At 69.1% G+C, this 13,579-nt stretch carries 13 protein-coding genes and 1 pseudogene; 10 read left to right on the top strand and 4 right to left on the bottom strand.

What is annotated here, in order from left to right:
- Positions 1 to 1,299 (top strand): AMP-binding protein (locus RTM68_RS12465; protein ID WP_312171350.1); only part of this gene is annotated, 1,299 nt, incomplete at its 5' end.
- Positions 1,300 to 1,360: 61 nt separating this feature from the next.
- On the top strand, positions 1,361 to 1,762 hold the full coding sequence (locus RTM68_RS12470; protein WP_194765341.1) for a glyoxalase/bleomycin resistance/extradiol dioxygenase family protein: 402 nt from the start codon (positions 1,361 to 1,363) through the stop codon (positions 1,760 to 1,762).
- Between the two features lie 3 nt (positions 1,763 to 1,765).
- On the opposite strand, the gene RTM68_RS12475 is transcribed toward RTM68_RS12470, so the two are convergent.
- Both RTM68_RS12475 and RTM68_RS12480 read right to left on the bottom strand, forming a co-directional pair.
- Complete coding sequence (locus RTM68_RS12475; RefSeq protein WP_312171354.1) at positions 1,766 to 2,965, bottom strand: pyridoxal phosphate-dependent aminotransferase; 1,200 nt, start codon at positions 2,963 to 2,965, stop codon at positions 1,766 to 1,768.
- 49 nt (positions 2,966 to 3,014) lie between these two features.
- Positions 3,015 to 4,442, bottom strand: a complete 1,428-nt coding sequence (locus tag RTM68_RS12480; RefSeq protein WP_312171357.1) for an amino acid permease — start codon at positions 4,440 to 4,442, stop codon at positions 3,015 to 3,017.
- A 195-nt stretch (positions 4,443 to 4,637) separates the two neighbouring features.
- Here RTM68_RS12480 and RTM68_RS12485 point away from each other — a divergent pair, with 195 nt between their 5' ends.
- The 8 genes from RTM68_RS12485 (at position 4,638) to RTM68_RS12520 (ending at position 12,714) form a co-directional block, all read left to right on the top strand.
- Complete coding sequence (locus tag RTM68_RS12485; protein ID WP_312171359.1) at positions 4,638 to 5,096, top strand: Lrp/AsnC family transcriptional regulator; 459 nt, start codon at positions 4,638 to 4,640, stop codon at positions 5,094 to 5,096.
- Between the two features lie 37 nt (positions 5,097 to 5,133).
- Positions 5,134 to 5,958, top strand: a complete 825-nt coding sequence (locus tag RTM68_RS12490) for a PaaX family transcriptional regulator C-terminal domain-containing protein (protein ID WP_312171361.1) — start codon at positions 5,134 to 5,136, stop codon at positions 5,956 to 5,958.
- Between the two features lie 79 nt (positions 5,959 to 6,037).
- Positions 6,038 to 6,478: a cupin domain-containing protein gene (locus tag RTM68_RS12495; RefSeq protein WP_194765336.1), complete on the top strand. Its 441-nt coding sequence runs from the start codon at positions 6,038 to 6,040 to the stop codon at positions 6,476 to 6,478.
- Positions 6,475 to 7,341 carry an acyl-CoA thioesterase domain-containing protein gene (locus RTM68_RS12500; RefSeq protein WP_312171364.1) on the top strand — a complete coding sequence of 289 codons (867 nt, stop codon included), beginning with the start codon at positions 6,475 to 6,477 and terminating at the stop codon, positions 7,339 to 7,341. Before RTM68_RS12495 ends, RTM68_RS12500 begins: the two co-directional genes overlap by 4 nt.
- 33 nt (positions 7,342 to 7,374) lie before the next feature.
- The gene (locus tag RTM68_RS12505; RefSeq protein ID WP_312171367.1) at positions 7,375 to 9,048 is read left to right on the top strand and encodes an AMP-binding protein; all 1,674 of its coding nucleotides are present in this window, start codon (positions 7,375 to 7,377) and stop codon (positions 9,046 to 9,048) included.
- Between the two features lies 1 nt (position 9,049).
- On the top strand, positions 9,050 to 11,434 hold the full coding sequence (locus tag RTM68_RS12510; protein ID WP_312171369.1) for a bifunctional salicylyl-CoA 5-hydroxylase/oxidoreductase: 2,385 nt from the start codon (positions 9,050 to 9,052) through the stop codon (positions 11,432 to 11,434).
- A 39-nt stretch (positions 11,435 to 11,473) separates the two neighbouring features.
- Positions 11,474 to 11,881 (top strand): RidA family protein, encoded by a 408-nt coding sequence (locus RTM68_RS12515; protein ID WP_312171372.1) that lies wholly within the window; start codon positions 11,474 to 11,476, stop codon positions 11,879 to 11,881.
- The gene (locus RTM68_RS12520; protein ID WP_312171375.1) at positions 11,881 to 12,714 is read left to right on the top strand and encodes a fumarylacetoacetate hydrolase family protein; all 834 of its coding nucleotides are present in this window, start codon (positions 11,881 to 11,883) and stop codon (positions 12,712 to 12,714) included. The genes RTM68_RS12515 and RTM68_RS12520 overlap by 1 nt, the downstream gene beginning before the upstream one ends.
- Positions 12,715 to 12,727: 13 nt before the next feature.
- On the opposite strand, the gene RTM68_RS12525 is transcribed toward RTM68_RS12520, so the two are convergent.
- Complete coding sequence (locus RTM68_RS12525; RefSeq protein ID WP_312171377.1) at positions 12,728 to 13,273, bottom strand: DUF7010 family protein; 546 nt, start codon at positions 13,271 to 13,273, stop codon at positions 12,728 to 12,730.
- A 76-nt stretch (positions 13,274 to 13,349) separates the two neighbouring features.
- Positions 13,350 to 13,579 (bottom strand): annotated as a pseudogene (locus tag RTM68_RS12530) (alanine dehydrogenase); the annotation flags it as partial.

The following is a 13,579-nucleotide window of genomic DNA, read 5'->3' on the forward strand; positions in this document are numbered from 1 at the left end:
GTGCTGAGCGACGCCGAGCGCTGGCCGACGCTCGATTCCGCGGGCGCGGCCCGGCTGTCGCGATGGCGCACCCACCCCGATGCACCGCAATGGACGCATGCGACCGGCGACCGGCTCACGGCCCCGCAGACGGAGCGGGTCCGGCATCCGCTGCCGCTCGACGGATGGATGACCGAGCACCTGGATCTCGCACGGCGCACGCTGCGCTACCGCGGCATGCCCGAGAACGCCGTGCTCGACGACTTCCCCACGATCTCGCGGCGAGACCTCGTCGACGATCTCGCCGCGTTCGTGCCGCTCGACGCGGACCTCTCGCGCATGCTGCACGGCACCAGCTCAGGCTCGACCGGGGCTGCGCTGCTGATCCCCGACGACGTCGAAGAGGTGGCGCGCGGATTCCATCTGCTCGTCGCGCTCGCCGCATCCGCCGGAGTCTCGGTCGCCGCCGAGGGCGAGCGGCTGGCCGTGGCCAATCTCGTGTTCCAGCGACAGGCGTTCACCTACGTCTCGGTCATCTCGAGCTTCGAGCAGCGGGCGATGGCCCGGCTCAACCTGCATCCGTCGGCGTGGACCGGACCCGATGCCCGCGAGCGCTTCCTCGCCGAGGCCGATCCGCAGATCCTGAGCGGTCACCCCACCAGCCTCGCCGAGCTCCTCGACGGGGGCCTCGATGCCGTGCTGCATCCGCGGGTCGTCTTCTCGGGAGCCATGGCCCTGTCCGGGCCGCTGCGGGCGCGTCTCGAGACGGCTTTCGGATGCCCGGTGTTCGACGTGTACGGCCTGCACGAGACCCGGCCGATCGCGGTGCGAGCCGACGACGGGCCCTTCCGGGTGCTCGACCGCCGGGTGCATGTCGAGGTGCTCGATCCGCACCGCGACGTCGCGGTCGCTGACGGCGCGATGGGGGAGATCGTCGTGACCGCGGGCGAGAACCCGCTGCTGCCGCTCGTGCGCTATCGCACCGGCGATCACGGGCGGCTCGTGACGCTCGACGAGGGCGCGCTCGGCATCGCCGATCTGGAGGGGCGGGAGAACACGCGCTTCCGTGCCGCGAGCGGTGCGCTGGTGCCGTGCGTCGAGCTCACGCAGCACCTGCAGGCACACGGCGCGGAGGGCTGGTCGGTCGAACAGGGCGCGGACGGACGCGTGAGCGCCGTGATCGCGGGAGGCGATGAGGTCGGCGCGCGGCATGCGCTCACCGCCCTTCTCGGCGAACCGGTCGAGCTGCGCAGAGTCGCCCGGGTGATCGATCTCGGCGAGGGCAAGCCGCGACGCTACCGGAGCGCCGTGCCCGACTGACGGACTGATGATCGAGTGCGGTGGCCCTGACAGCGTCGCCCGACCGTCGTACACTCGCGGGATGAGCGGACTGATCCCCTACCTGCTGTTCCCCGGCAATGCCGAGGAAGCGCTCGACCACTATCGGTCGATATTCGGCGGTGAGCTGCAGACCGTCGACTACGCCACCGCGGGGCGGCACGACGGCCCTGCCGACTCGATCGCGCACGGGCAGCTGTCCGGTCCGGTCGAGCTGGCCGGAGCGGATGCCGGCGCCGACGACGACGCGGTGCAGATGAGCGGCATGTTCCTGTCGCTGCTCGGCACCGCCGACGCGACCACCCTGACGAGCTGGTTCGACCGGCTGTCGTCAGGGGGCCGCGTGATCGACGCCCTGCAGAAGAGGCCCTGGGGCGACTACGACGGCACGCTCGTCGATCGCTACGGCATCCGCTGGCTCATCGGCTTCCACGACGAGGAGTGATGATCAGCTGAACAGCCGCTGCAGCCGCTGCACTCCTTCGAGCAGCTGGTCGTCGCCGAGGGCGTACGACATGCGGATGTAGCCCGAGGGACCGAACGCCTCGCCGGGGACGACCGCGACCTCGGCCTGCTCGAGGATCAGGTCGGCGAGTTCGAGCGAGGTGGTCGGCGTCACGCCGCCCCAGGTACGGCCGAGCAGGCCCTGCACATCGGGGTAGACGTAGAACGCGCCGAGCGGGTTCGGCACCACGAGGCCGTCGATCTTCGACAGCTCCGAGACGATCAGGCGGCGGCGGCGGTCGAAGGCTTCGCGGAACTGCTCGGCCTCGGTCTGCGGGCCGTTGAGCGCGGCGATCGCGGCCTTCTGCGCGACGTTGTTCACGTTGCTCGACAGGTGCGACTGCAGGTTTCCGGCGATCTTGATGGCATCCGCCGGCCCGACCATCCAGCCCACACGCCATCCGGTCATCGCGTAGGTCTTGGCCACGCCGTTGACGAGGATCGTCTGGCCGGCGAGGGCCGGTACGGCCTCGACGATGGAGGTCGCCTTGACGCCTTCGTAGGTGAGGTTCTGGTAGATCTCGTCAGAGATCACCCAGATGCCGTGCTCGAGCGCCCACTCGCCGATGGCTGCGGTCTCCTCGGCGGTGTACACGGATCCGGTCGGGTTCGACGGCGAGACGAACACGAGCACGGTGGTGCGGTCGGTGCGTGCGGCCTCGAGCTGCTCGACCGTGACCTTGTAGTCCTGGTCGGCTCCCGCGAAGACCTCGACCGGGGTGCCGTCGGCGAGACGGATCGCCTCGGGGTACGTGGTCCAGTACGGCGCGGGGAGCAGCACCTCGTCGCCCGGGTTCACCACGGCCTGGAAGGCCTGGTAGACCGACTGCTTGCCGCCGTTGGTCACGATGACCTGGCTCGGCGAGACCTCGAGGCCCGAGTCGCGGAGCGTCTTCGCCGCGATCGCCTCGCGCAGTGCGGGCAGGCCGGGTGCCGGCGTGTAGCGGTAGCTCGCCGGATCGGCCAGCGCCTCGGCCGCGGCGTCGACGATGAACTGCGGTGTCGCGAAGTCGGGCTCGCCCGCGGCATACGAGATGACGGGCTTGCCTTCGGCCTTGAGAGCCTTGGCCTTGGCATCGACCTTGAGGGTCGCCGACTCGGCGATGGCGGACAGCTTGCGAGAGAGAGGAGCGCGTTCGGTCACGACTACGAGCGTACTCGGCCGAGCGCGCGTCGTGAGGGGGCGACCGTCATCAAGAACCGGCATTCTTTCCGGTCGACTCCACGCTCGCCGCATCCGTCGCGACGGACGCCTGCGCGCGACGGCGCCTCTGCACGAAGAAGAATGCGACGATCGCGATCACCAGGCACGGGATGCCGAACGGCAGCGTCGCCCGGAACTCCTCGGTCAGGGCCGTCGAGACGGTGATCGCGATCATCAGCAGCGCTCCGACGACCGCTCCGATCCGCGCGCCCCACACGGTATAGGTCGGCTTCTCGCCCCGCGCGGCCAGCGTGCGGCGGAAGGCGACGTGCGTGACGAAGATCATGAACCAGGTGAAGAGCGCCCCGAACATCGAGATCGCGAACATCATCGTGAAGGCCTGGTCGGGATTCAGCACGTAGATCACGGTGGCCACGACGATGCCGCAGGTCGAGAGCAGGAGGGCGTTCAGCGGGGCGCCGTTGCGCCCGACCTTGCCGAACACGGCGGGTGCCTCGCCGGCGCGCGAGAGCGAGAACATCATGCGGGTCGAGATGTAGAGCTGGCTGTTCATGGCCGACAGGGCGGCGATGATGACGACGAAGTTCAGCACCGAGTCGGCGAACGGGATGCCGATGACCTGCATGACCGTCACGAACGGGCTCGACCCCGACAGGATCTCGGACACCGGCGCGATCGACACGATGAGCGACAGCGTCAGGATGTAGAAGATGAGCAGACGGAAGGTGGTGACCTTGAACGCCTTCTTCACGGCCTTCTCGGGCTCTGCCGCCTCGCCCGCGGCGACCGCGATCATCTCGATGCTGAGGTAGCTGAAGATCGAGACGATCACCGCGAACCACATGCCGCTCAGGCCGTTCGGCATGAAGCCGCCCTCAGCACCCCAGTTGTGCAGGCCGCGCTCCTGATCGCCCGAGAAGAACACCAGCCACCCGGCGACGACGATGAACGCGAGGATGGCGAAGACCTTGATCGCCGAGAACCAGTACTCGAGGGTGCCGAAGCTCTTGACGTTCATCGCGTTGACGAGGATCAGCGCACCGCCGAAGAGCACCACCCAGATCCACGGCGGGATGCCGGGGAACCACAGCTGCATGTACTCGCCGACGGCCGTGACCTCGGTGCCGACCGCCAGGACGATGCAGCCCCAGTACATGTAGCGCACGAGGAACCCGGCGAGCGGACCGATGTAGTGCTCGGCATAGGCGCCGAACGACCCGGAGGTCGGATGCTGCACCGTCATCTCGGCGAGCCCCGCCATGAGCAGCAGTGCGATCATGCCGCCGATCAGATAGCTCAGCACGACGCTGGGGCCCGCGAAGCCGATCGCGAACCTGCTCCCGAGGAACAGGCCGGTGCCGATCGCGCCGCCGAGGGCGATCATGCTCAGCTGTCGTGCCGTGAGTGCCTTCTGCAACCCGATCTCTCGGGTCTGGATGTCGGAGAATTCGGCCATCATCGTCCTTCCACGCGTCGTCGCTGGGATGTCCATGCGACGCAGCACTGCGGCGCGGACGGTCCTGCCCGGAAGTCGATTCCGGCACGGAGGCAGAGTCTTGCAAGAATTCGACCCGCATGGCACTGTTTCGAACAGGATTCAGGGATCGATCGCCTTTCTGAACAGGATTCGATCCGGGGGTGAGGAGAAGCCGTGGGGATCGTATTGACCGAGAGCGACCGCGGGATCCTCCGCGCGCTCGCCGCAGACGGCCGGCTGTCGAACAAGGAGCTCGCCGACCGCGTCGGCCTCGCGCCGTCGACCTGCCACGGGCGCGTGCGTGCGCTCGAGGAGGCCGGGGTCATCCGCGGATATCGAGCCGTGGTCGACCCGGTGGCGGCGGGGGCGGCCATCAGTGCGCTGATCTCGGTGGCGGTGCTCGATCACGCCCGCAGCCAGGTCACCGAGCTCGTTCCGATGCTCCGGGCGATCCCGGGGGTGCAGCAGGTGTTCCTACTCGGCGGCGACCGAGACATCGTCCTGCACGCCTCGACGGCCGACGTCGCGTCGCTGCGCGAGCTCATCCGCGTGCACATCGGTTCGCATCCGGATCTCGGTCAGTCCCAGACGCAGCTGATCTTCGAGCACGCGGTCGGAGAGGTGCCCGCATGAGGCGGTCGTCGACGCGCCACTACGCTGAGGAGACGTGATGACGGACGGGGAAGTCGTGGATGCCGACGAGTTGACGCCCGAGGCCGCCGTGCGTCCTCAGCACCTCATCGTGACGATCTTCGGGCGGTACGTGCGAGCGCACGGCGGGGAGATCCGCATCGCGGATCTCATCGAGATGATGGGCGCCCTCGGGGTGGACCCCGGCGTCGTGCGCTCATCCGTCTCGCGCCTCAAGCAGCGCGGCATCCTGGTCGCCGAGGGGGGCGGCGCCTATCGGCTCGCGCCATCGCTCGACGAGGTGTTCGCCGCGGGTGCCCGGCGCATCTTCGAGCCGCGCCGTGCGCAGCTCGACGAGCCGTGGCTGCTCGCCTCGTTCAGCGTGCCCGAGAGTGAGCGGCCCGTGCGGCACCGGCTGCGCAAACTCCTGCAGCGACTCGGATTCGGTCAGGTGAGCGGTGGTCTGTGGGTCGCGCCCGGACAGGTCGTCGACGAGACGGCGTCCGCTCTGCGCGGCGCGGGCCTCGACGGGTACGTCGAGCTGTTCCTCGGCTCGCGGGTGTCATCCGAGCCGCTGGAGGACGCGGTGCGCGAGTGGTGGGATCTGTCGGCGATGGAGCCCCTGTATCGCGGGTTCGTCGATGCCTTCCGGGAAGAGGTCGACGAGCGTGATGAGCGCGCTGCCTTCGCAGCGCACGTGCGAGCGATCACCCAGTGGCGACGCCTCGTGTATCTGGACCCCGGGATCCCTCTCGGCATCCTTCCGCAGGGGTGGGTGGGCGTCGAGGCGGGGCAGCTGTTCGCCCGGCTGCATGCGCGGCTCGAACCGCACGCCGAGCGTTTCGTGACCTCGGTCATGCGCTGACGCTTCATATCGCTATCGCACTTGCGTGACGGTCGTCACGTATGTGACACTTCTTCGACACGCAAGCGAAGGAGCTTTCATGACCGAGCACGAACTGCGCTGGGACCGGTCGCCGCAGGTGACCCGCGCCGGCGAGGAAGACACTCAGACGATGTCGTCGGGCGGATGCATCCGCGTCTCCGGTGTCGGCCCGCAGCACACCGAAGCGACGAAGATCTGGTTCGGTCAGGTCTCGAACGATCCCGGCTATCGATCGCTGCCGCACCACCACGGCGAGGCCGAGACCGGCGGCTACGTCCTCCGCGGCTCCGCCCGCATCTACTTCGGCGAGGGCTTCCGCGAGTACCTCGACATGACCGCGGGCGACTGGGTCTTCGTGCCGCCGTTCATGCCGCACGTCGAGGCGAACATGTCGGTCACCGACGAGCTGATCTGGCTCACCACGCGCACGCCGGACAACATCGTCGTCAACCTCGACGACGTCGACGACGCGACGCTCGACGGCTTCCGTCGCGCATGAGCACCTCCGACGCCTTCCGCCGCGCGACAGCGCTCACCGAGGTGCGCACCGCTTTCGGAGGGAGGGCGTTCGAGGCGCAGCCGCAGCCGGTGCCCTGGCCCAAGGCCTACGGCGGCGACACGGTCGCGCAGAGTGTGGCGGCGGCGCTGCGCACGGTCGGCGACGACCGCGCACTGCACTCGGTGCACAGCACGTTCCTGCGCGGTGTCGACGTCGCCGAGCCGGTGCACTACGACGTCGAGATCATCCGCGACGGGCGAGGTTTCTCGACGCGGCACGTGCGCGGCCACCAGCACGGCAAGCTCGCATTCATGGCGACGGCGTCGTTCCACGTGCCCGAGCCGTTCCCCGAGCACGGTCCGGCGATGCCCCAGGTGCCGTCGCCCGACACCCTGCCGTCGTCGGCCGACGCCCTCGCCGGTCACGTCGGGCCCGACATCGAGTACTGGTCGTACGGCCGCAGCTTCGACATGCGTCATGTGCCCGGCCCCGTCTACCTCGAGGTCGAGGGCGGAAGGGCGGCGCATCAGGCCGTCTGGGTGCGCTCGTTCGACCGGCTCGACGACGACCCGCGCACGCATCAGGTGGCGATCGCCTACGTGTGCGACTACACGATCCTCGAGCCGGTCCTGCGCGTGCTCGGTCTGCCCTGGCGGGCGGAGGGTCTCGTGACCGCGAGTCTCGACCACGCCATGTGGTTCCACTCGGCGGCGCGAGCCGATGAGTGGCTGCTCTACGCGCAGGAGAGCGCCGGCATCGCCGACGGGCGGGGCCTCGGTCTCGGTCGGTTCTACACGCAGGACGGTCGCCTCGTCGCCACCGTCGCCCAGGAGGGGATGATCCGCCCGGGTCGTCCGCTCTGACTCCACCTCTCATCCGCTTCCGAAGGGACCGCAATGACGCTCTCCCCCTCCGCGCACGTCGACACGTACACGCGCGAATCACTGCCGCCGGCCGATCTGTGGCCGACGCTCGAGTTCACGATCCCCGAGGTGCAGTACCCCGAGCGGCTGAACGCCGCCGCAGAGCTCCTCGACCGCACGATCGACCGATACGGCGCCGACCGGCCCGCGATCCTGCTGGCCGACGGATCCTCGTGGTCGTACGGCGATCTGCAGCGCCGGGCCGATCAGTTCGCGAAGGTGCTCACCGAGGACCACGGACTGGTGCCCGGCAACCGTGTGCTGCTGCGCATGCTCAACGGGCCGTGGACGGTGGCGTGCTGGCTCGGGGCGCTGAAGGCCGGCATGGTCGTCGTCACGACGATGGTCGCCTGGCGCACGCAGGAGCTGCACCCGATCGCGGCACGCGTGCGACCGGCTCTGGCGCTCGTCGATCATCGCGGACTCGACGACGCGGATGCCGCCTTCGGCCGACTCGACCGACCGCCGGCCGTGATCGTGGCCGGCGGTGAGCGCGACCTGCTCATCGAGGCGTGCGAGACGAAGAGCGGTCCGTTCACCGCGGTCGACACCGCGTCCGACGACGTGGCCCTTCTCGGCGCGACGAGCGGCACCACCGGCGTGCCGAAGATCACGATGCACTTCCACCGCGACATCCTCGCGAACGCCGATACGTTCGGGCATCACGTGCTGCACCTCACATCCGACGACGTCAGCGCGAGCACCGCACCTCTCGCCTTCACGTTCGGGCTCGGCGGCAACGTCGTGTTTCCGCTCCGCAGCGGGGGAGCGATGGTGCTGGTCGAACGGGCCACCCCGGTCGAGCTCGCCAAGCTGATCGAGCCGCTCGGCATCACGGTGCTGTACACCGCGCCGACGGGATATCGGAGCATCATCAAGGAGGGGCTCGCCGGCGAACTCCGGAGGCTGCGGATCGGCATCGCGGCGGGCGAGCACCTCACGATCTCGACCTTCGAGGCGGTCGAGGAGGCGAGCGGCCTCCGGCTCATCAACGGCATCGGCTCGACCGAGATGCTCCACGTCTTCGTGTCGGCCTCGGGCGACGACATCCGTCCCGGCGCGACGGGGCGCGCGGTTCCCGGTTATCGGGCCGTCATCCTCGACGACGACGGTGCGGAGCTGCCCGCCGGTGAGCCGGGGCGCCTCGGTGTGATCGGTCCGACCGGATGCCGGTACCTCGACGACGACCGTCAGCGCGTCTACGTGCAGGGCGGCTGGAACGTCACCGGCGACACCTTCGTACAGGACGACGACGGGTACTTCACGTTCCAGGCGCGCAACGACTCGATGATCGTCACGGCCGGCTACAACGTGGGCGCCCCCGAGGTCGAGGAAGCCGTCCTCGATCATCCCGACGTCCTCGAGTGCGCCGTCGTCGGGTGTCCCGACGACGACCGCGGCATGATCGTCGTCGCCTTCGCGGTGGTGCGCGACGGCGTCACCCCGTCGGCCGACCTCACCTCGAGCATCCTCGATCACGTCAAGTCCCGACTCTCCGTCTACAAATGCCCCCGACGCGTCGAGTACGTCACGGAGCTGCCGCGCAATCCCAGCGGCAAGGTGCAGCACTTCATCCTGCGAGAGCGGGCGGCCGCGCAGGTCGCCGTCTCGCAGTCCCGGATCCAGCCCCAGAATCAAGGAGCCTGACATGCGCGTAGCAGTCATCGGCGGAGGCCCCGGAGGCCTCTATTTCGCCGCACTCATGAAGCAGCTCGACCCCGCGCACGAGATCACGGTGTGGGAGCGCAACGCCCCCGACGACACCTTCGGATTCGGCGTGGTGTTCAGCGATGAGACCCTCGGCGGCATCGAGAACGCCGACCCCGTGATCGCCGAGCGCATGGGCGAGCAGTTCGCGCGCTGGACCGACATCGACATCATCTTCGGGGGCACGACCCATACCGTCGGCGGGCAGGGGTTCGCCGCGATGGGACGCAAAGAGCTGCTGCAGCTGCTGCAGCAGCGGTGTCTGGAGCTCGGCGTGACGATCCTCTTCCGCACGCCGGCTCCCGACGCCGAGGCGCTGATGGCGGACCACGACCTCGTGCTCGCTGCAGACGGGGTCAACTCGCAGGTGCGCGGTCAGTTCGCCGACAGGTTCGGGCCGAACCTCGATCGTCGGGTGTCGAAGTACATGTGGCTGGGCACGGATCGCGTGTTCGAGGCGTTCACCTTCGCCGTCGTGCACACCCCGCACGGCATCATGCAGCTGCACGGGTACCCGTACTCCGATCAGGGCAGCACCTTCCTGATCGAGATGCATGAGGACGTCTGGCGCGCGGCAGGTCTCGACGCCACCGAGCACGAGGTCTTCCCTCCCGGGGTGAGCGACCAGTACTCGGTCGACCGGCTCCGCGGCTTCTTCGCGGAGGTGCTCGACGGTCATGACGTGCTCACGAATAACTCCAAATGGCTGAACTTCACCACGGTCAAGAACGAGCACTGGCACCACGAGAACCTCGTGATCCTGGGGGATGCGGCGCACACCGCGCATTTCTCGATCGGCTCCGGCACCAAGCTCGCGATGGAAGACGCGCTCGCGCTGGCGGCATGCCTGCACGAGCATCCGTCGCTCGATATCGCGCTCGACGCCTATGAGACCGAGCGCCGCCCGGTGGTCGCGTCGACGCAGCGTGCGGCGCAGGCATCGCTGGAGTGGTTCGAGCGCATCGGCCAGTACGCCGATCAGGACCCGCTGCAGTTCTCGTTCAACCTGCTCACCCGCAGCCGCCGCATCACGCTCGACAACCTCGCGGTGCGAGACCCGGAGTTCGCGGCCGAGCTGCTGCACGGTGCGCCGCTGATCGCCCGCGAACCCGACGAGCCCGCCATGTTCCGACCGCACCGCATCGGCACGCTCGAGCTCAAGAACCGCATCGTCGTGTCGCCGATGGACATGTACTCGTCGCATGACGGCGTGCCGGGGGACTTCCACCTCGTGCACCTCGGCTCCAAGGCGATGGGCGGCGCCGGACTCGTCATGACCGAGATGGTGTGCGTGTCGGACGAGGGGCGCATCACCCCCGGGTGCGGAGGGCTCTATACGGACGAGCAGCGGGACGCCTGGGGGCGCATCGTCTCGTACGTGCATCGCCACTCGACCGCCCGTATCGGCGTGCAGATCGGTCATTCGGGACGCAAGGGTTCGACCCGGAGGATGTGGGAGGGCATCGACGAGCCTCTCGACACCGGCAACTGGGACACCCTGGCGCCGTCGGCGCTCCCGTACGGGTCGGAGAACCGCGCGCCGAGAGAGATCGATCGCGAGACCATGACCCGGGTGCGCGAGGAGTTCGTCGCCGCCACCGAACGCGCCGCCGCGGCGGGATTCGATCTCGCCGAACTCCACGCCGCGCACGGGTACCTGATCTCGTCGTTCCTGTCGCCGATCTCGAACCGACGCACAGACGAGTACGGCGGGTCGCTCGAGAACAGGCTGCGGTACCCGCTCGAGGTCTTCGACGCGATGCGCGCGGCCTGGCCTGCGGAGCGACCCCTCACGGTCCGGCTCTCGGCGGAGGACTGGATCGAGGGCGGCAACACCGTCGACGACGCCGTCGAGATCGCCCGGGCGTTCATCGAGCACGGCGCCGATGCCATCGACGTGTCGTCGGGGCAGATCGCGAAGCACGAGCGTCCGCAGTTCGGACGCAGTTACCAGACGCCCTTCGCCGATGCGATCCGCAACCGCGTCGCGGCCCCGGCCGGTGTCAGTGTGATCGCGGTCGGCGCGATCTCGAGCCACGACGACGTCCACTCGATCCTGCTGGCGGGGCGTGCCGATCTCGTCGCCCTCGGGCGCACGCACCTGTGGGATCCGCAGTGGACGCTGCACGCCGCGGCCGACCAGGGATACCGGGGCGCGGGGGCCGACTGGGTGCCGCAGCTGCGCGCCGGGTCGCGCAAGCCCCCGTCGTCGCGCACGGATGCGGTGCGTCCGCGCCTCGCCCTCGTGCGCGACGCGCTCGCCGACGGCTCGGTGAGCCGTCGGCGCTGGAGGCCCGAACCAGCCGCCGATGCGCTCACGCGCTGACCATCATCCGATACGTCCACCACACGAAGGAGACCGCTCATGACGCGGCAGATCATCAACCCTGACTCTCTCGTGAAGCCGATCGGCTTCGCCCACGGCGTCCGCGCCGGGGAGTTCGTCTACCTCGGCGGCCAGACGGCCATGAACGCCGAAGGTGCGATCGTGGACGGAGGAATCGTCGAGCAGTTCGTGCAGGCGTTCTCCAACGTGCTCACGACCCTCGCCGCGGCGGGGGGCCAGCCGAGCGACCTCGTCGACGTGACGATCTACCTGACCGACGTCGACGACTACCAGCGCAACGGCCGCGAGATCGGTCGTCGGTGGCGTGAGCTCGCGGGCACCGAGTACCCGGCGATGGCCGGCATCGGCGTCACGCAGCTGTGGCAGCGCGAGGCGATGATCGAGATCCAGGGCGTGGCTCACATCGCTGCACCGCAGGAGGACTGATGCGCCTCGCCACGGTGCGTCGCGCCGACGGCAGCCGCGCTGCGGTCGGAGACGAGTCGGGCTGGGTGCTGCTCGACGAGGCGGATGCGCAGGAACTCGTGTCCACCCCGGAGTGGCGGGATCGCGCGGACGCCGCTCTGCGGCATCCGGCCCGCGTCTCCCTCGCGCCCGACGAGTTCGCGAACCCCGTGCCCCGGCCGACGAAGATCTTCTGCTGCGGCCTCAACTATCGGGATCACATCGTCGAGACCGGGCGACCCGTGCCGGAGTACCCCACCCTGTTCGCGAAGTTCGCCGACACCCTGACCGGGCCGGTCGACGAGATCGTCGTGCGCGACACGGATCGCCTCGACTGGGAGGCCGAGCTCGCCGTCGTCGTGGGTGCCGAGGTCTATCGAGCCGATCGTGACCGGGCGCGCGCTGCGATCCTCGGGTACGCGGTGGCGAACGACATCTCGATGCGCGATTGGCAGCAGCGCACCCTGCAATGGCTGCAGGGCAAGGCCTTCGACGCCACGACGCCGGTCGGTCCGTGGATCGTCACCGCCGACGAGGTCGACCCGAGTGAGGGTCTGCGCATCAGCTGCGCGGTGAACGGCGAGCGGATGCAGATCGGCGACACAGCGGAGCTCGTCTTCGACGCCGCCGACCTCGTCGCCTACGTCTCGCAGATCACCGTGCTGCGGCCCGGTGACATCGTGCTCACCGGCACCCCGGGTGGCGTGGCTCTCGGCATGGCCGAGCCGCGATGGCTGCGCGACGGCGACGTCGTCACCACCGAGATCGAGCGCCTCGGCACGCTCCGCAACGTCATCCGCTTCGACGAGGGGTGAGGCCGGACCTCGGTCAGGGCGTTCTCCGCTCCGCGCGATGCGAGAGGTACAGGGGGATCGACGCGGCGAGCAGCACCGCTGCGCCGATCCACCCGGAGAGAGCCCTGAGCATCGGCAGCGCGAAGATCGCGGTAGCGCCGAGCGCGACGAGGATGCCGGCGAGCACGCCGTAGGCCTTCATCCCGTACAGCGAGATGAAGGTGAGGTAGTGCGCTCCGACGATGATGAGGGTGGCGGGGAGGAACAGCGACGGCTCGAGAGCGCCGAGCGCGATGGACACGAGCATGCCCAACGGCACCGTGAATGCGCTCTGCATGGCCAGAGCGATGGACGGGTGTCCTTTCGGAAGGGACGCGGGCCCGCCCATCGCCTTCAACACGAGTGAGGACAGCGGGAAGATCAGCATTCCGCCGAGGAACAGCACTGCCATCGCTGCTGTGGGCGATCCCCATGAGTATGTGGCCGACGCCGCGGCCCAGATGACCGCCGACACGAGCGGGCCGGAGAAGCCCCCGCGGTAGACGCGTCGAACATCGTGTTGAGCCTGCGTCACGTCCATGGGGTCATCCTCGCAGAACGGCGTGCGACGACGGGGCCCGATGCGATGCGTGCGGACCCCGTCGTCGCCTGCGGAGTCAGGCGTTGGCGAAGCCGTGGGCTGTGGCCACCGCGTCGAGCGTGATGCGACCGGCCTGCACGTTCAGGCCCTTCGCCAGAGCAGGGTCGCTCGCCGCAGCGGCTTCCCAGCCCTTGCCGGCGATCGCCGACACGTACGGCAGCGTGGCGTTCGTGAGTGCGCGGGTCGCCGTCTCGGGCACGGCACCCGGCATGTTCGCGACGCAGTAGTAGATCGAGTCGTGCACCG

The sequence above is a fragment of the Microbacterium sp. genome, from assembly GCF_031988965.1.
In the GTDB taxonomy this organism is placed as follows: Bacteria; Actinomycetota; Actinomycetes; order Actinomycetales; family Microbacteriaceae; genus Microbacterium.